Origin of the sequence: Paenibacillus pinistramenti (genome assembly GCF_005869875.1) — a bacterium.
GTDB lineage: Bacteria > Bacillota > Bacilli > Paenibacillales > Paenibacillaceae > Fontibacillus > Fontibacillus pinistramenti.
Genome location: NZ_VAWG01000027.1, coordinates 1 through 17401 on the forward strand (window position 1 = coordinate 1; position 17401 = coordinate 17401).

A 17401-nucleotide genomic window follows, 5' to 3' on the forward strand; every position below is an offset into this window, starting at 1 on the left:
ATACATTCAGCCAATATGGGCAAGCTGTCGCACTCCATGTGAGTGCGTGGATTGAAATAGATCGAAAATAGCTTGTCTCTATCGGATGAATTTGTCGCACTCCATGTGAGTGCGTGGATTGAAATCAGGTACGACCTTCGTACACCTCGTAGGAGATCAGTCGCACTCCATGTGAGTGCGTGGATTGAAATAATTACATGCAGAGGGGTAAACGAAAATGAGTATGTCGCACTCCATGTGAGTGCGTGGATTGAAATCGCAGATTAATCAGTGTCTCAGCATGTTGCAAAAGTCGCACTCCATGTGAGTGCGTGGATTGAAATAGTTTGGTATACCTGAATCGGTGTGACCAGTATCCGTCGCACTCCATGTGAGTGCGTGGATTGAAATCATAAGACAATAAAACTTCCTGAAATTTGGAATTCGTCGCACTCCATGTGAGTGCGTGGATTGAAATAGTTTAGGATGTTCTTCAGGATGTTGTATACCAAATCGGCTGGCGACCGGGAATGCCAATATTAGCCGTATGGGGGACTTTTCCTTTGATGGTGAAGCAGCAGAAGGGGCTAAGTGGTTGGAGCTGGGAAATGCTCCAGGATTTGACCACCATTCGGAAGCATATAAACACGTACCGACAAAAGGGGGCGGTTGAACGTAATTGAATTGAGTTCCTTTCAATTTTTACCAAATTGGTACTGTGCGGATACTGTCTTCGTTCGGGGATCATACGGGAACGCGCTAAGACGTTGGAACCATTGCAGCGGCTAAACCTCGGGCTGTGTGCTTGATAGCGGTCGTTCCTATTGAATAGAGATGGATCATTTGAAGTTCATTCTTACAGGCTAATTAGTTACATGATGCAAACAGACTTAAGCAAAATTAAAGTGTTGTACTATGGTATACTCGAACTATATATCTAAATGAGGTGTTTGTATAAATGAAGAATCTTACGCAGGACCTTGCTAAATTAATTCGTTTAACGGGTGACCGTGCGAAATTGGATGCTAAAGCAAACGGGACATATATCGTATACAAAACAGCCAATGGGCAGATTGTTAAAGAATATAGCACGGGTCAAATTGAGGAGATAAAGGAACAGGAATTAAACCATGATTGAGCCAGTTGCAACCATGTTTGTATTTGCAGGTAATAATGGAAGTGGTAAGAGTACGATTCGCAACTTGATTGTTGACAGGCTTGGGGTTAGCGTAAATATTGATCCAGATGCATTAGCTCGCAAAATGAATAGTCAACTTCCTGAAAAGAATAAAGTATCTGCTGGAAAAGCAGCCATAAGAATAGCCAGAGAATGTATCCGGAATAGATGGGACTTCACTGTGGAGACGACTCTGGCAGGTGGAAATGTCATCAGACAGATGCGAGACGCAAAGGAACAAGGTTTCGAAATTATTATGTTTTATATAGGGTTAGGAGATGTCAGGCTTAATATTGAACGTGTTGCTACACGTGTGAGAAACGGGGGGCACCATATTGAAAGCGAGGATATTCTTAGACGCCATGTAACAAGTATGAATAACTTACTGACTTACTTGGACCAAATAGATCAATTGATCGTTATAGATAATAGTAACACTGATGGTGAAATTATTCTTGAAGCTAATCACAGTGGAGTGAAATATTACTCAGTTGAATTGCCAGAATGGGTACAAATCATTGATCGACAACTACAGAGCAGGGGGAAAACGAAAAAATAAACCAATTCGGATCGGGACCGACCGGATTTGGTTTATTTTTTTACATCGTTTCGTATCCACAACCTCAAAAAATTCGACAACACCGGAGAAGATTTAGAAGATTTGATCTCGATCGATCAGAACCTCGATATTCTGAATGAACGTGAGCAAGAGGTCATTAAAGGCCGGTTTGGGCTGGAACATGGCGGGAAAGAGCGGAGATTACTTCTGCGGTCTTTTTCTCAAAGTGGGAAAAGCGCATTGGCTAACTGCGAGCTGGCAGTTAGCCAACAACTTTTTTTAAAATTAAAGCTTGTGTAAAGAATTACAGCCCGCTTATTTCCAAACCGTAGTCGTTTCTACGGGCAGCCGGTAGGAAGGGTAACCTTCTTTGGCTGCTTTTCCTATAGTTACGAGCATTACCGGCTGATAACGCTCTTTGTCCAGCCCAAAAGCCTCGGCGATCTGATCTTTCTCATAGCCGCCGATCGGATTGGTGTCGTAACCATGGGCACGAGCAACCAGCATAAGCTGCATAGCGACCAAACCGGAATCAATCAGATTTACATCCCGCAAGGCTTCGTTTGACAATTGATCATAATAGCCGTGAATGGCCTTCAGCTGAGAACTCATCACATCATGAGGCATGTAGCCCAGTTCTGCTGCTTTGGTATAGATCTCATCCAGGTGTTCTTTGTTATTCATATCCATAAAAATAGCGATAGCTGCGGCAGAGGTCGCCACCTGGGTTTGGTTAAAACGTGCCAGCGGGGCCAGCTTCGCTTTGCCTTCTTCACTTTCAATAACGACGAAACGCCAAGGCTGCAAATTAACAGAGGAAGGGGCGCGGGAGGCTTCGGACAAAATCTCTGTCATTTCTTCCCGGCTGATTTTGACCTCTGGGTCATAAGCTTTAACCGAACGGCGCCCGAAGGTAATCTCTTGAAAATCATTGGATCTTTGAACTTTGCTCACGATAAATAGCTCCTTTGTTTATACATTAGTTCGATTTGCTGCTGTCTCTAAAAATGCGCTATATGGCTCAGCTAAAGCGCTCGTCCATATTATTCTGCAGCCGCTCAAGATACTGAGCCAGCCGGGTGATTTCCTCATCACTAAAATTATGCATAACTTGCTGGATGAGATTATTCTTCTCCTTACGGTAACCGTCAATGCGAGCTCGTCCTTCTTCTGTAAGCCTGACGAAGGTAATCCGGTTGTCCTCCGGGTTTCTCCGGCGAGTGACCACTCCATCAGCCTCCAGCTGCTTCAGATGCCGTGTAATGGCAGCGCTGTCTACTTGAATGGCCTTCTGCAGCATAGACTGGTTGAGTTCTTCTGCCTGACACAATTCATGGAGAATTTCGAAGCGGGTAGAACTGATACCGGTACAACGTTCAAACCTTGGACTGATTCGATTGCCAAGTCCGTGAAGAAGCTGCAGGATTTGCTCTCTTCTGTCAGGTGATGCTGTCATGTCAGACCTCCCTGATAATCTCAATCATGAACCATAAGGAAACTGACGGCTGTTATTTTTAACTGGAAAGCAAATCAGTTTTGCCCTATTAATTGACCCCTCAACTTTTAATGCCTTAACAATATATCATGCACAATTTGATTATGCAAGCCTAGTTCGAAAGACATGCGCCTATAGAAGCCTTTGTGGGGCTGATCTTCATTGACTATAATAGTTATGGTTGCTTAACGAGTATGAGAGGGGAGAGCTGACAATGGAAGATACATTTTTGGCTAAACTTACTTATTGGCATGAGCAGGGGGAATACCAGAAAATCGTGGACCAGATTGAGTCCATACCTTCAACGGAGAGAGACTATTCATTAACCAGCCATTTGGCCAGAGCGCTTAACAATCTGAATCAATACGAGCAGGCATTGAAACAGCTGATGCAAATAGCCGGGCAAGGAAATGAAGACCCGCTGTGGCATTACCGGGCTGGATATGCTTATTATCATTTGAACCAATTTGACCAAGCGATCCAGCATTTAGAGAAAGCGTATGAACTGGATTCTGATCATGAAGATATATTGGAGCTCCTGGAGTGGAGCAGACGTGGAGCAGTTACGGCTGAACGAATTGCTCAAGCTGCCAAGTGGAATAGAGATGACGAGGGCAAGCTCATTCCTTTTGACCAGCTGGATTTCTCGGACTTCTGGGAGGACAGCGATTATGCACGGAAAGAATACGTATCGGCGCCGCCCACTGATGAATTAATAGCTGCGGTCGAACATGAGCTTGGCTATAAATTACCGGCTTCCTATATTCATTTGATGAAACAGCAAAATGGGGGAATCCCCCGTAATACATGCTTTCCGACGGCCGAACCCACTTCTTGGGCAGAGGATCATGCCGCCCTCTCCGGCATCATGGGAATAGGTCGTGATAAAAGTTATTCACTGTGCGGAGACTTGGGCAGCCGGTTTATGATTGAAGAATGGGGATATCCTGATATTGGTATCGTGTTTGGAGACTGCCCTTCCGCAGGACATGACGTGATTATGCTTGATTACCGGCAGTGCGGCAGAGATGGAGAGCCGAGTGTCATTCATGTTGACCAGGAAGCGGATTATGAAATTACTTTTCTTGCTGAGAATTTCGAGTCTTTTATCCGCGGGCTTGTTCATGAAGAGGTATTTGAGGAGGAAATGATATGACCATAAAGCTCATTGCCGTGGATATGGATGGAACTTTTCTTAATAATGAGATGGAATATGATAAAGAAAGATTTTTTAATCAATATGTAAGGATGAAGGAGATGGGGATCCGGTTTGTTGTGGCAAGCGGGAACCAATATGATCAGCTAAAGTCATTCTTTGGTGAAATCCAAAATGAAATTAGTTATGTATCTGAAAATGGTGCTTTTATCGTGGATCAAGGACAGGAAGTATTCGCTGTTGATATTCCAAAGAAGGATGTCCAGTTTATTCTTGAAGAGCTGGTAGTAGATAATAAATTTTCAATTGTGTTATGCGGCAAAGATAGTGCTTATGTTCTAGACAGCGTATCGGATGCCTTTTTCACTATTATGAACAAGTATTATCACCGCTTAAAGAGGGTGGAGAGTTTCAATGAGGTTAACGATCAAATTTTAAAATTTGCCTTGGCCTGTCCAGAAGAGGAAACTCTGCAGTTAAGGGATTTCCTTCAAAGCAGAATCGGAGATAGAGTGACCCCGGTCTCCAGCGGGCATGGGAGTATTGATTTGATTGTCCCTGGGTTCCATAAGGCTTCTGGTATTCAAATGTTACAAGAAAGATGGAAGGTGAAAGATGAGGAAACTATGGCTTTTGGTGATGGCGGCAATGATATTGAAATGCTGAAACATGTAAAATACGGATTTGCGATGGAGAATGGATCTGCCGAGGTGAAAAATGCAGCAGCCTATACAGCGCCGTCTAATGATAAAAGTGGTGTCTTAGAGGTTATCGACCAATATTTTGCCAAGCAAGGTCCTTTCAAAGAGTGAGTTTGTTAGCAGCAAGTTTAAACTTGGCCTGTTTGAGCAAAGATTAAGCCTGCTGCAGTTTGCATCCACGCCTTAGTCCAAGGCTATTCCACTTCGATTTCTTTTACCGTTTCGCCCTCAATCAATACAGGCTGGTAGTAGGTGCTTTGGGGCAGGTCTTTTTTTCCTTGCAGATTCTTTATGACCCAGTCCGCTGCGTCGCGGCCCATTTGCTCCTGGGGGTGTGTCAGTGTTGTCAGTTTGATATTTGCATTCTTGGCGATATAGGAGTTGTCCTGGCCGATGATGGAAAGCTCGTCTGGAATGGAGATTCCCAGCTTGTTGCAGACATGTACGACCTCCAAGCCGACCTCATCGTTGTAGCAGACAAGTGCCGTTAATTCATCCCGATTGTCTTTCAAATAGGCTTCCAGGTTCGTGGACAGGTCCGGCTTGGTTGACGTATCAAATGAAAGCACATGCTCGTGCTGGAACCGCAATTTGGCTTCTCCAAGAGCCTTGATAAATCCCTTCATTCTAAACTTTCCCTGCAAATCATCCATTTTCGCAATGATCCCGATTTGGGTGTGTCCTTTGGAGATCAGCTCCCGGGTGGCGAGATAGCTGGACTGCACGTCATCCAGGCAGAAGAAAGGAACCTCCAGCTCTTCATAATAGGCGTTGATCATCGTTAACGGAACCTCCTGCTCCTTAAAGGACAGGTAGTAAGCGATATTGGGGTTATAAATATTGCTTCGGGTAGGCTCTATAATCAGTCCATCCACGCCGTAGGAGAGCATCATTTCCAGCGCCTTCTTTTCCTGGGAGACGTCATTATTTGTACTCGCTAACAGCAGGGAATAGTTCTCTTCATTTAACCGGCTTTCAATGCCGCGGATAATGGAAGGGAAGATGTAATCCGAGATATAGGTCGTAATGACACCGATTGTTTTGTTGTTGGCTTTCCCGCTCGTTTTGGACCGGTATTGTGTGCTGACATAGGTGCCGGAGCCTTGCTCGCTTCTCAGGAATCCCTCGTTCGAAAGCTCCAGAATAGCCTTTCTGACGGTCTGCCGGCTGACGTTGTAGCTCTCCTGCAAAGCGAGCTCTGATGGAATTCGCTCACCTGCTTTGTACGTTCCCGAAAGGATGTCACTTTTAATCGCATCAATAATAAATTGGTACTTAGGCTTCATGCACAGTCCTCATCTTTCCTGGTTGCTCAATAAGTTGTACGTACATATTTTAGCATAAAAGCTCTAGAATGCAAGAACATTGCTAGTTGTATTTGATTTTGTTTGATTTTCAAGAGTATAAGTTCCATTTACATCTTATTTACATCTTAAGGAGAACAGCGATAAGGGCGCAAACAGGAAGAATATTCTCATTTATGTAAGTATAACTATTTTAATTCATTGACAAATGTACGTACAGAAAATATACTAAGGCTGTCACAAAGAGAAAGCGTATTCATTCGATCGAATAACAGAGAGGGGAAATACGTGCTCATGAGTCATGCAGACTTGAAAGAAGCGATAACCAGAGGAGAAACCTCGCTGGGGATCGAACTGGGATCTACGCGGATCAAAGCGGTGCTGATCAATCGTCATTTCGAGACCATCGCTTCGGGAAGCTATGAGTGGGAGAATCTGTTGAAAGACGGATATTGGACGTATGACCAGGAAAATATTATTGCAGGCCTCCAGGCTGCATATCGTGAAATGAAGAACGAAGTGGAGCGGAATTACGGAGTTGCACTCCGGACTATAGGCTCGATCGGATTTTCCGCTATGATGCACGGCTATATGGCATTCGACAGTACGGGTGAGCTGCTGGTGCCGTTTCGGACCTGGCGGAATGCCACAACTGGCGCGGCAGCAAGGGAATTAACGGAATTGTTTCAGTTTAATATCCCTGAGCGCTGGAGTATTGCACACTTGTACCAGGCTGTTTTAAACCAAGAGGAGCATGTGCCCCGCATTGATTACATAACAACACTGGCCGGATACATTCACTGGCTGCTGACAGGCGATAAAGCGATCGGGATCGGGGATGCTTCCGGCATCTTTCCCGTAGATGAGTTAACCCATAACTACCATCCAGCGATGATCAAGAAATTTGATGAGCGGCTTGCAGACAAAGGCTTGCCGTGGAAGCTGGAGGATCTTCTGCCTAAGGTGTACCTCGCCGGAGAGCAGGCTGGCGCCCTGACAGAGGCGGGAGCTGGACTTCTGGATCCGGCCGGGGATCTGCAGCCCGGAATTCCGTTATGTCCGCCGGAAGGTGATGCCGGCACAGGTATGATCGCGACGAACAGCGTCAGAAAGCGTACGGGGAACGTCTCCGTGGGCACGTCTGTTTTTGCGATGATTGTATTGGAAAAGGAACTATCCAAGGTATATCCGGAGATCGATATGGTCACGACACCAAACGGCAATCCGGTCGGCATGGTGCATGCCAACAACTGCTCCAGCGATCTCAATGCCTGGATGGGATTGTTCCGTGAATTTGCCGAAGCTATGGGATACGACGTGGATTCCGGCAAATTGTTCAGCGTGATGTTCAACAAGGCCTTGGAGGCGGACCCGGATGCCGGCGGTTTGCTCAGCTACGGTTATCTCTCGGGCGAGAATATTACCGGAATAGACAAAGGCCGGCCATTGTTTGTCCGCTCGCCTGAAAGCAGATTTAATCTGGCTAATTTCATGCGTGTGCACTTATTTACGGCTTTCGGGGCATTGAAGCTCGGAATGGATATTTTAACGGAAAATGAACAAGTGGCCATTGACAGCATTTTGGCTCATGGCGGCCTATTCAAAACTCCCGTCGTCGGGCAAAAAATCGTAGCCGCTGCCCTCAACGTGCCGATCTCGGTCATGTCTACGGCTGGCGAAGGCGGAGCATGGGGCATGGCGCTTCTGGCATCTTACATGATCAACAAGGATCAGGAAGAGAGCCTGGAGGATTTCCTTGAGCAGAAGGTCTTCAAAAATGCAGAAGGACAGGAAATGGCGCCGGATGAGGCGGATGTGCAAGGGTTCGAAGCATTCATTAAACGCTACCAGGCAGGGCTCGCCATTGAACAGGCTGCTGTAGAGCATCTGCTGGAGAATGGGAGGGACTAACGTTGTTAGAGCAACTGAAAGAAGAGGTATATCAAGCGAATCTCGATTTGCCGAAGCACGGACTTGTAAAATTTACTTGGGGCAATGCGAGCGCTGTTGACCGGGAAAGCGGACTGTTTGTCATTAAACCGAGCGGGGTCAGCTACGAAACGATGAAACCGAGCGATATGGTGGTTGTGGATCTAGAAGGCCGAGTAGTCGAAGGAGAGCTCAGACCTTCCTCCGATACCGCGACTCATGCCGTGCTGTACAAACACTATCCGCAAATCGGCGGCATCGTGCATACCCACTCGACCTGGGCAACCATCTGGGCGCAGGCGGGGCTGGACGTACCTGTTATGGGAACGACGCATGCCGACACCTTCTATGGCGCCGTTCCCTGCGCCCGTTTCCTGAGTCAGGAGGAGGTTGACCGGGGATACGAAGCGGAGACAGGCCGGGTTATCATTGAAACCTTCGAGCAGCGCGGACTGGATGTCATGGCAGTGCCGGCCGTCCTGCTCCACGGACATGCGCCTTTCACTTGGGGGAAAGACGCCAAATCGGCGGTCGTGAACAGCGTCGTGCTGGAAGAGGTCTGCAAAATGAACCTGTACGCCCGGCAATTGAACCATTTTGCCAAAGAGCTGCCGCAGGGCATTCTGGATAAGCACTATCTGCGGAAGCACGGGAAGGATGCCTACTACGGGCAGAAGTAACGGCCATTATCCAACTAATAAATATAGAAAAGAGGAGATTAGGATGTCAGTAGCAGCTAAACAGTTTTGGTTCGTTGTAGGTTCACAGCATTTGTATGGGGAAGAAGCGCTGGCTGAGGTTAAAGCTCATGCGCAGACGATGACGGATGCCTTGAATCAAAGCGGCGTGCTGCCTTATCCGCTGGTCCTGCAGGATCTGGCTGTCAGCGCGGATAAAATTACAAGCATTATGAAAGAGGTCAATTACCGCGACGAGGTGGCGGGTGTCATCACCTGGATGCATACATTTTCTCCTGCAAAAATGTGGATCCGCGGCACGAAGCTGCTGCAGAAGCCTTTGCTTCACCTGGCAACCCAGTTCAATGAAAGCATTCCTTGGGCAACCATTGACATGGATTTTATGAACTTGAACCAGGCTGCTCACGGCGACCGTGAATATGGCTTTATCAATGCCCGTCTGCAGAAACAAAATAAGATCGTCGTAGGCTACTGGGAACGCGCGGAAGTGCAGAAGCAGATTGCGGACTGGATGGACGTGGCCGTTGCCTTTAACGAAAGCTTCAACATCAAAGTCGCCCGTTTCGGCGACAACATGCGCAACGTTGGTGTAACAGAAGGAGATAAAGTCGAGGCTCAAATTCAATTTGGATGGACCGTTGACTATTTCGGTATTGGCGACCTCGTGCAGTACGTGAGTGCCGTTACAGAGCAGGAAATCGATGATCTGATGGCCCAATATGCGGAGCTCTACGAGTTCGAATACGGAACGTACAGCAAAGAAGACTGGGAAGCCAGCGTCAGAGTTCAGGCAAGCTATGAAATCGCCCTCAAGCGGTTCCTGGATGAGAAAGGGTATAATGCCTTCACGACAAACTTCGAAGATTTGCATGGAATGAAACAGCTTCCGGGTCTTGCCGTTCAGCGGCTGATGGCGCAGGGCTACGGCTTTGCCGGTGAGGGCGACTGGAAGACAGCGGCGCTCGACCGCCTGCTGAAAGTGATGAGCCGCAACCAAAACACGGGCTTTATGGAGGATTACACCTATGAGATGGCAGCGGGTCAGGAAGCCATCCTGCAGTCCCATATGCTGGAGGTTGATCCGACCTTGGCTGTCAATAAGCCGAAGATTATTGTTTCCCCGCTCGGCATCGGTGACCGTGAAGATCCGGCGCGTCTGGTATTCGACGGCAAAGCCGGCGAAGGCGTCGTCGTATCCATGGCTGACTTTGGCACTCATTATAAACTGCTGATCAATGAGGTTTCCGCATTCGAGCCGACCGTTCCGGCTCCAAAGCTGCCGGTTGCCCGTGTACTCTGGCAAGTGAAGCCGAACTTCCAGGATGGGGTGAAGGCCTGGATCGAAAATGGCGGCGGCCACCATACCGTTGTGTCCCTGAACCTGACAACAGACCAAATCGTGACCTACGCGAAGCTGGTTAATTTGGAATACGTTGTTATTAAGTGATTTATATGGATGAGGGAAGGGGGGCGGAGAGGAAGGCGCCGCGCCTTTCTTGAGCCAATTATAAAAAACCGCTTCTTTAGTAAATGGGTAATTCCATTTACAAGAAGCGGTTTTTTGCTTAACTTGGGGCAGGCCCGCTCACTGCTTTGTTATCCAATTCTCTCAAGCACAAAGTCTACATTGTGCTCTTCTCCTTTACGAAGTTGACAAATTGCTTATGTTCTCCGCTAAGCAGCAAATTTCGATTATAACAAAGCGTAATGTCCGTTGAGATCGTTGGCGTAATCTGGACAATTTGAACTTTATCATTTTCGAGATAGGTGACCAGTTTTTCCATCAGCAGAGATACCCCTAGACCTTTTGCAACAAAATCCACAATATTATCGATCTGTGAATCCGTAAATATCACATTAGGCGTAAATCCAAACTTTTTACAAATAGCTATGCAATAGTTATACGGCCGGGAATTTACGGGTTGAAGAACAAACGCCTCTTTTTTTAATTGTGTAATTGAAGCGGGGGAGTGTTCTGACAAAGGATGGCCTTTAGGCAGAACGGCTACCAAATTATCAGAAGTAAACTTCTTCTTAACTAATTGGTTATCCGGATCATGGACCTGACGGATGAAAGCAAAGTCGCACTGATTATGAAGCAGCATTTTCTCCAGTTTGCCGGATTGGCCTGTAGTTACTTGAACCGGAATATTCCGGGTTCGAATAAATTCTGACACCAGGTCAGTTATCCCGTAATTGGCCATGGATGGGATGGAGCCGATTTTTATAGTTGATTGTGCATAGGGAAGCATACTTTTAATTTCATTTAAGCATTGCTCCTGAAGTAACAGCATGTGCTTAGCATATTCTAAAAATACTATTCCGTATTCGTTTAACTCAACATGCTTTGTAGTCCTGCTGAATAAGGTAACCCCTAATGTATTTTCAAGTTTGTTAATTCGTTTTGAAAGTGTAGATTGTGAAATAAAAAGACTATCGGCAGCCTCTGAGAAATTTCCGGTTGCAGCTAAAATAACGAAATTATGCAGGTACTCTGTTTCCATAAATTGCCCCCGATCGACTTATTCCTTTTTGGAATAAATGTAGCCTAAAACGAATTGCGTGTCAACGCGGATATGGAGCAAAATAAGAAATGTAGAAAGCGCTTTACTCATTAATGAGAAAGCGCTTAATAAAGAGAGAAAGAGGTGCAGGAGTTGGTTATAGATTCGAACCTATACTGGATGCCCTATAGTTTATTTACAGATGTAAGCATGCTGAATGAATTCTTACGGGCTGTTCCTCAAGAATACGGGACTTTCGGATATTTAAAGGAGTTGAAAGACGGCGAAGATAAACAAATTGTTATTGAGAAGCCAAAGGGTTTTCAAAGCTTGAACTATATCGGTAGTGAGTATCTGCTGGAAAAGCAGCTTGCTGATATGGAGAAGGCAGGCGTGGATCAAGCGATAATGAAGCTCCCAGGCTGTCAGGAATGGTTAACACTGGAACTGTGTAAACGATTCAATAATGAAGCTTATAACCATACACAGCGGAGTGGGGGAAAACTAAAGGCACTTGCTGTCGTTCCGCCTTACGATGATGAGGAATGTTTGGCGGAGTTGGAGAGAGCGATTTATGAACTCGGTTTTGCAGGGGTGCAGGTGTCCGCTCATTACGGAAATCTATATTTGGATAATGAAATATTTAAACCGTTTTTCCGGAAAGTTAATGAGATGAATATTCCGGTTTATGTCCATCACACTCCTGTACCCGTCCAATTCGACTCGATCTATGAATTTAATAATCTTCGGCGTACTTATGGACGGTGCATTGATCAATCAATCGCAGTCGGAAGGGAAATCTTCAGCGGAATGTTCGAGGAATTCCCTAATCTTAAATTGATTCACTCAATGCTGGGAGGCGGATTTTTTACCAATCGAAATATGTTGTTCCCTAAAAGCAGCGGCAACGGAAGATTTGAGGTGGGCTCCGATAAATATGAAGATTATTTAAGGAACAATATTTATTTTGAAATGTCACATGCGCAGCCTTGGGGCAAGACACAGCTGGAGTGCGCAGTAGAAGTACTGGGAGCCGATCATATTATCTATGGTTCTTCCTATCCTGTGAAAGAACAGTGGCTGATGGGCGGTCCGGACTTTGTAATGAATTTGAATATCAGCAGCGAGGATAAGAACAAAATATTGTATGAAAATGCAAAAGAAATTTATCGTGTCTAATTTTTTATGACCCTGGAGGGATCAAGATGGCAAATACATTTGTCGATAAGTTGGAAAGATATCTTCAGCCGATTTCAAATAAAATTTCAACCCAGAAAGACTTAAATGCAATTTCGGCGGGTTTGACCCGATTCTTGCCGGTTACAATCATCGGTTCAATATTCTATCTTATCGCTAACTTTCCGGTTACCAGCTGGATTAATTTCTTGAAGGATATTAATATCTACAATGCATTGATGGTTCCCTATAACGTAACCTTCGGTCTTCTGTCGATTTATACGGTCTTCTTTATCGCTTACAGCTTTGCACAAAAGGCAAATCTTGATGCTCTCTCCGTCTCCTTTGTAGCTCTGATTTCGTTCTTCGTGCTTACCCCATTTGTCACGGATGACTCTGGTGCGTTATCTTACCATTTTGATTACTTAGGAAGCGGAGGACTCTTTGTTTCCATATTGATTGCTATATTGGTTTCGCGCGCTTATCAATTTATCGTTAAACGGAATTGGGTTATCAAAATGCCTGATGGTGTTCCGCCGTTTGTCGAAAAAAGCTTTTCAAGCTTGATCCCTGCAGTGTTGATTACTTTGGTATCGGCTGTGATTTCTTATCTGTTCACGCTGACCTCTTACGGAAATGTTCACGCATTAGTTGTTCAACTTTTGCAGAAACCGCTGCTAGGTATGGGAAGTTCATTCTGGGCATTCCTGGTAGCGTACATGGTTATGCAGATGCTTTGGTGGTTCGGTATTCATGGGTTCAACGTGGTCGGCGCGGTCATGCTGCCAATCTGGCTGGGACTGGATACACAGAGACTAGCCCAAATTCAAGCTGGAGAGCATGTTACAAATTATGTGGGAATGGTTTTTATGGACAGCTTGGGGACTCCCGCTCTGTCGATTGCCTTAACCTTCTTGTGGATGGCAAAGTCGAAACAGCTTAAATCAGTTTCAAGAATTGCTCTCCCGGCCGCCATATTCAACATTGCTGAACCTGTTAATTTTGGCATTCCAACAGTACTCAATGCGATTTTGTTCATTCCGGTAGTTATTCTTATTCCTTTAGTCACAAATCTCACTCTGTACTTCTTCATGGCCACTGGAATTATTCCTATTCTGACAGGTGTGCAGGTGCCTCACCAGGTTCCAATGGTTCTGTTCGGACTGGTGCAGGGTAACTGGCAGCTGGCGATTTGGCAGCTGCTCATGATTCCCGTTTCAATGGCGCTATTCTATCCATTTGCGAAAGTTTATGATAAGTCATTGCTGAAGCAGGCGGAACAGGAAGAAGCGAAAGAACAAGCCAAGATGCAAGAAGGGTTTGGAAAAGTCAGTATGTAATCCAAACTGAACCTATAGACGTTTTATCTTTGACTGGAGGCTTCTTATGAAAAAAAACGTTCTATTAGCGGGTGCCGGCAAAGCTGTAATTGAGCTTTCAGATGCGGTATTTCCCATCAAACAATTCACCGGCATTCACGATGATCTGCAGATTCGTGTCGTTCTGATTCAGAATGAAGTTAGACTCGCGCTTGTTTCGGTTGAAATCACTTCTTTGCCTTTGGAAGCCATAAATGAATTTAAAGAAATCGTAGCAGAGACGGCGGAGTTAAATCCCGAGAATGTTTGGATCTGTGCGACGCATACCTTTTCTGCTCCTCACCTGAGTCCGAGAGAATCGAGAAAAACGGATGAAGATCACCGGATCCATGCCGTTTTACACACAAGCATAACAAATGCACTGAAGAAAGCTGCTGCAGCAGCATCCCAGTCGTTATCGCCGGCGAAAGCTGGCGCTGCAAAGGGGAAGTGCTTGGTGAACATTAACCGGAACATTCAGACGGAACGCGGCTGGTGGCTGGGGAGGAATGAAGAAGGAACATCCATTAAAGATGTGAATGTTATGGTCTTTCAACATCTAAATAGTAATGAACCCATAGCAATTCTGTTTAATTATGATATCCAATCTTCGATAATGGATGGTTCCATTAGCTGCGAGGGAGGAAAGTTGATCTCCGGAGACTTGGCCGGAGAAGCATCACGTCATATTGAGCAAGAATATTCGGGGAATGTTGTGGCTTCCTTCTTCACAGGCAGCGCGGGAGACCAGGCACCTATGATTAAGGCTGTTTATGAAGAGGATATTCACGATGATGGATTTGTCCTGGTCGAGCAGTTTGGCCGATATTTGGGCCAGAAAGTTATAGAACAGGTTAAGCTAATCAGCGAGTATGAAGAAGTGTCAAACGTGTCAATTCGGAAGAAGATTGTACGATGTCCAGAACAGGAAATGTCTCGCAGTACAAAAGAAATCCGGCCGGAGCTTCATTATTCATTTCACTTGACAGGCTCCTATGCGGACATTCCGATCGAAGCCATTCGGATTGGAGAGGTTCTGCTAATCGGAACACAGCCTGAATTAAACAGCGGCTATGGAGCTGATCTTAAGGCACTCTTTCCCGATACCCATATTTTTATAATAACCATGGTCAACGGCGGTGCCAAATATTTGCCGGAAGAAATGGACTATGAACGAATCACCTATACAGCAATGAATACCCGGCTTGGAAGGGGATCCAGTGAAGTCTTTAAAGAGGGATTCATTTCGTTAGTCCAAGAGATTAATCAATGAAATCTGTTTAAGAATTTTTTAAGGATAGGAGGCTATACTGTGAGAGTAGGACATGCAAGATTTTGTCTATCGCCTAGAGATACAACATTCTATTTGATTGGTTACCGAAGCGAGAAACGTAAAAATCCTGCGGAGGGTATACACGACGATATCTACTGCAATTCCCTGCTGCTTGAAATCGGCCAGGAACAGCTCTTCATTTTTTCTGCGGATTTTCTGGAATGGGAGGATGAAATGGCAGAGGAAATTAAGTCTATGTTGAGCGATAAGTTCGGCATTAATAGAGACCTGGTACTGGTGTGTGCCACACATAACCATTCCTCCGTCATGAGTTATCATAAGCACTGGCATACAGGTGTGTTTGATTCAGAGTACTACGAATTTGTGATGGACACGGTCGTGAAATCATATGAGGAATGTCTGGGAAGCTTGACGGAAACTACGGTCAGAGCGGGTTCACAGATCATTACCGGCTACTACAGCAACAGAAATCATCCGGGGCAGCTGGCGGATAATGAGGTTAGTGTCGTACAGTTCATAAACAAGGATGGTGTCCCCATCTGCGGTCTGGTGAACTGGGCCGTGCATGCCACCATTTTGGGGCCCAATAACAATAAACTAACCGGCGACCTTCCAGGGCAAGTGTGCCAGAAGCTCGGTAAATATTGGGGATATTATCCGGCCTTCATTGTTGGTGCCGCTGCAGACTGCAGTAACCGGAATGATCGTCAAGGTGATGATTTTGCAGAGCTGGAAAGAGTTTCAACGGGATTGGCTGAAGCTATTGCTTCGATTCCTCTTACGAACGAGCTGAAATTTGGAGATATTCATTATGAAACTCTCTGCCATACGATTCACCATGACATGAGGGAAGTCCATGAGGATGCCTTAAAATTTATTCAAAAGGTCGAAGAGGATAAACTGGATCCCAATTCAACAGTTGCAAAGATGCCTCTATCGGCACTCATTAACAAATGTAAGAGTATACTTGAAGTTCCGGATTACCATTTAGATATCAAATTTTCTGTTATTCATCTTGGAGATGTTCAGATAGTCACGTTTCCCGGAGAGCTTGGCTCCAGGTTCGGTATTGAATTAAAGCAAGGAATTCCTGAGTTTGGTATGATTGCAGGTTACTCTAATGGATTCCATCATTATTTCCTTCCAAGAGAGGAATACGGTCTGTCATTTGAAACTATCGGAAATCCCGTCCCTAAAGGGGAGCCGGAGAAGATTGTCGAGAAGATGATGCAGTCCTCGATGCTGCTCTCAAACCGGTATGGTATCCATTAAAATAATAATTAAAATATATCAAGTAATTTTAGGAGGAATAAAATTATGAATATTTTGCTGGCTTGTTCTGCTGGAATGTCTACGAGTATGCTGGTTACCAAAATGGAGGAAGCGGCCAAGGCAAGAGGTATGGAAGGGAAGATATGGGCTGTTGCAAGCGATGTGGTTCCCGAGAATATCAGTGAAGCCGATGTGCTGCTCATTGGACCACAGGTTCGTTTTATGCTGAGTCAAATGAAGAAAATCGGTGACGAAAAAGGCGTCCCTGTTGCTGTTATTGATTCTATGAGCTATGGAACGATGAACGGCAAGGCCGTATTGGAGCAGGCAATTGAATTGGTAAATCAGAAGTAGAACACGAGTATTCACCTATTGAGGAGGACGAAAAAATGGAAACTTCCTTTGAAATTATTTTACATGCAGGGAACGCTAGAAGCTCTGCTATGGAAGCACTGACACTTGCCAAAGAAGGCAAATTTGATGAAGCCAGAGAGAAGCTGGCAGAGGCGAAGAAGGAGCTTCATGAAGCTCATCATGCTCAAACGAAGCTGATTCGTGCAGAAGCAAGAGAAGAAAGTGTGGATATTAATGTTATTTTGATTCACGCCCAGGATCATCTGATGACAACCATTGTTGTTAAGGATCTAATTACGGAGTTCGTTGATTTGTACGAAAAATTAGCGGCAGCCTAAGGTTTTATTGCTATCTTAAATTAAAGATTTCAATTATGAGTACAACGAGTAGTGTTGATCACGTAAATCCAGTTGATCAGCGCTGCTCGTTGTACTTTTTTTAGGAG

Annotated in this window: 16 protein-coding genes, 2 pseudogenes and 1 CRISPR repeat array; of the genes and pseudogenes, 14 read left to right on the forward strand and 4 right to left on the reverse strand. The window is 45.3% G+C overall.

The window, feature by feature from the left end:
- Positions 1-26 precede the first annotated feature (26 nt).
- A CRISPR array of direct repeats spans positions 27-457; the repeat unit is 32 nt; unit sequence GTCGCACTCCATGTGAGTGCGTGGATTGAAAT.
- 480 nt (positions 458-937) lie between these two features.
- The 3 genes and pseudogenes from FCN15_RS18390 to FCN15_RS19555 form a co-directional block, all read left to right on the forward strand.
- Complete coding sequence (locus FCN15_RS18390) at positions 938-1117, forward strand: hypothetical protein (RefSeq protein WP_138496485.1); 180 nt, start codon at positions 938-940, stop codon at positions 1115-1117.
- A complete protein-coding gene (locus tag FCN15_RS18395; protein ID WP_138496486.1) occupies positions 1110-1715 on the forward strand; it encodes an ATPase in 606 nt (201 codons plus the stop codon). Before FCN15_RS18390 ends, FCN15_RS18395 begins: the two co-directional genes overlap by 8 nt.
- Before the next feature lie 111 nt (positions 1716-1826).
- A pseudogene (locus FCN15_RS19555) lies at positions 1827-1913 on the forward strand (RNA polymerase subunit sigma-70); the annotation flags it as partial.
- Between the two features lie 117 nt (positions 1914-2030).
- On the opposite strand, the gene FCN15_RS18405 reads toward FCN15_RS19555, so the two are convergent.
- Both FCN15_RS18405 and FCN15_RS18410 read right to left on the reverse strand, forming a co-directional pair.
- The gene (locus FCN15_RS18405) at positions 2031-2672 is read right to left on the reverse strand and encodes a nitroreductase family protein (protein ID WP_420819592.1); all 642 of its coding nucleotides are present in this window, start codon (positions 2670-2672) and stop codon (positions 2031-2033) included.
- A gap of 64 nt (positions 2673-2736) precedes the next feature.
- Positions 2737-3171, reverse strand: coding sequence for a MarR family winged helix-turn-helix transcriptional regulator (locus FCN15_RS18410; protein ID WP_138496491.1), 435 nt, complete (start codon positions 3169-3171; stop codon positions 2737-2739).
- A gap of 253 nt (positions 3172-3424) precedes the next feature.
- Here FCN15_RS18410 and FCN15_RS18415 point away from each other — a divergent pair.
- Positions 3425-4351, forward strand: a pseudogene (locus tag FCN15_RS18415) (SMI1/KNR4 family protein); the annotation flags it as partial.
- Positions 4352-4362: 11 nt separating this feature from the next.
- Entirely contained in the window at positions 4363-5178 is an 816-nt protein-coding gene (locus FCN15_RS18420; protein ID WP_138496495.1) for a Cof-type HAD-IIB family hydrolase, read from the forward strand.
- 83 nt (positions 5179-5261) lie between these two features.
- Here the strand turns inward: FCN15_RS18420 and FCN15_RS18425 are convergent, their stop codons facing one another.
- Positions 5262-6353, reverse strand: coding sequence for a GntR family transcriptional regulator (locus FCN15_RS18425; RefSeq protein ID WP_138496497.1), 1092 nt, complete (start codon positions 6351-6353; stop codon positions 5262-5264).
- Between the two features lie 312 nt (positions 6354-6665).
- On the opposite strand from FCN15_RS18425, the gene FCN15_RS18430 reads away from it, so the two are divergent.
- Genes FCN15_RS18430 through araA form a run of 3 tightly spaced genes read left to right on the forward strand, consistent with a single transcriptional unit; the run spans position 6666 to position 10445 of the window.
- The gene (locus FCN15_RS18430) at positions 6666-8282 is read left to right on the forward strand and encodes a xylulokinase (protein WP_138496499.1); all 1617 of its coding nucleotides are present in this window, start codon (positions 6666-6668) and stop codon (positions 8280-8282) included.
- Positions 8283-8284: 2 nt separating this feature from the next.
- Entirely contained in the window at positions 8285-8980 is a 696-nt protein-coding gene (locus FCN15_RS18435) for an L-ribulose-5-phosphate 4-epimerase (protein ID WP_138496501.1), read from the forward strand.
- Positions 8981-9023: 43 nt separating this feature from the next.
- Complete coding sequence (gene araA, locus FCN15_RS18440) at positions 9024-10445, forward strand: L-arabinose isomerase (protein ID WP_138496503.1); 1422 nt, start codon at positions 9024-9026, stop codon at positions 10443-10445.
- 175 nt (positions 10446-10620) lie between these two features.
- Here the strand turns inward: araA and FCN15_RS18445 are convergent, their stop codons facing one another.
- Positions 10621-11502 (reverse strand): LysR family transcriptional regulator, encoded by an 882-nt coding sequence (locus tag FCN15_RS18445; protein ID WP_138496505.1) that lies wholly within the window; start codon positions 11500-11502, stop codon positions 10621-10623.
- A 180-nt stretch (positions 11503-11682) separates the two neighbouring features.
- Between FCN15_RS18445 and FCN15_RS18450 the strand changes: the two genes are divergently transcribed.
- From FCN15_RS18450 to FCN15_RS18475, 6 genes are read left to right on the forward strand one after another with little or no spacing between them, the layout of a single operon-like run.
- Entirely contained in the window at positions 11683-12681 is a 999-nt protein-coding gene (locus FCN15_RS18450) for an amidohydrolase family protein (RefSeq protein WP_203232181.1), read from the forward strand.
- Between the two features lie 26 nt (positions 12682-12707).
- Positions 12708-14018, forward strand: coding sequence for a PTS sugar transporter subunit IIC (locus FCN15_RS18455; RefSeq protein WP_138496507.1), 1311 nt, complete (start codon positions 12708-12710; stop codon positions 14016-14018).
- 46 nt (positions 14019-14064) lie between these two features.
- The gene (locus FCN15_RS18460; protein WP_138496509.1) at positions 14065-15309 is read left to right on the forward strand and encodes a hypothetical protein; all 1245 of its coding nucleotides are present in this window, start codon (positions 14065-14067) and stop codon (positions 15307-15309) included.
- 39 nt (positions 15310-15348) lie between these two features.
- A complete protein-coding gene (locus FCN15_RS18465) occupies positions 15349-16602 on the forward strand; it encodes a neutral/alkaline non-lysosomal ceramidase N-terminal domain-containing protein (protein WP_138496511.1) in 1254 nt (417 codons plus the stop codon).
- Between the two features lie 45 nt (positions 16603-16647).
- The gene (locus FCN15_RS18470; protein WP_138496512.1) at positions 16648-16956 is read left to right on the forward strand and encodes a PTS sugar transporter subunit IIB; all 309 of its coding nucleotides are present in this window, start codon (positions 16648-16650) and stop codon (positions 16954-16956) included.
- Between the two features lie 35 nt (positions 16957-16991).
- Positions 16992-17294: a PTS lactose/cellobiose transporter subunit IIA gene (locus FCN15_RS18475; RefSeq protein WP_138496514.1), complete on the forward strand. Its 303-nt coding sequence runs from the start codon at positions 16992-16994 to the stop codon at positions 17292-17294.
- The last annotated feature ends 107 nt before the right edge of the window (positions 17295-17401 follow it).

What these genes read in the sequence shown, in the direction of transcription:
- FCN15_RS18390 (WP_138496485.1), top strand. Translation starts at nt 938, where the DNA reads ATGAAGAATCTTACGCAGGACCTTGCTAAATTAATTCGTTTAACGGGT.
- FCN15_RS18395 (WP_138496486.1), top strand. Translation starts at nt 1,110, where the DNA reads ATGATTGAGCCAGTTGCAACCATGTTTGTATTTGCAGGTAATAATGGA.
- FCN15_RS18410 (WP_138496491.1), bottom strand. Translation starts at nt 3,171, where the DNA reads ATGACAGCATCACCTGACAGAAGAGAGCAAATCCTGCAGCTTCTTCAC.
- FCN15_RS18420 (WP_138496495.1), top strand. Translation starts at nt 4,363, where the DNA reads ATGACCATAAAGCTCATTGCCGTGGATATGGATGGAACTTTTCTTAAT.
- FCN15_RS18425 (WP_138496497.1), bottom strand. Translation starts at nt 6,353, where the DNA reads ATGAAGCCTAAGTACCAATTTATTATTGATGCGATTAAAAGTGACATC.
- FCN15_RS18430 (WP_138496499.1), top strand. Translation starts at nt 6,666, where the DNA reads ATGAGTCATGCAGACTTGAAAGAAGCGATAACCAGAGGAGAAACCTCG.
- araA (WP_138496503.1), top strand. Translation starts at nt 9,024, where the DNA reads ATGTCAGTAGCAGCTAAACAGTTTTGGTTCGTTGTAGGTTCACAGCAT.
- FCN15_RS18445 (WP_138496505.1), bottom strand. Translation starts at nt 11,502, where the DNA reads ATGGAAACAGAGTACCTGCATAATTTCGTTATTTTAGCTGCAACCGGA.
- FCN15_RS18450 (WP_203232181.1), top strand. Translation starts at nt 11,683, where the DNA reads ATGCCCTATAGTTTATTTACAGATGTAAGCATGCTGAATGAATTCTTA.
- FCN15_RS18455 (WP_138496507.1), top strand. Translation starts at nt 12,708, where the DNA reads ATGGCAAATACATTTGTCGATAAGTTGGAAAGATATCTTCAGCCGATT.
- FCN15_RS18460 (WP_138496509.1), top strand. Translation starts at nt 14,065, where the DNA reads ATGAAAAAAAACGTTCTATTAGCGGGTGCCGGCAAAGCTGTAATTGAG.
- FCN15_RS18470 (WP_138496512.1), top strand. Translation starts at nt 16,648, where the DNA reads ATGAATATTTTGCTGGCTTGTTCTGCTGGAATGTCTACGAGTATGCTG.
- FCN15_RS18475 (WP_138496514.1), top strand. Translation starts at nt 16,992, where the DNA reads ATGGAAACTTCCTTTGAAATTATTTTACATGCAGGGAACGCTAGAAGC.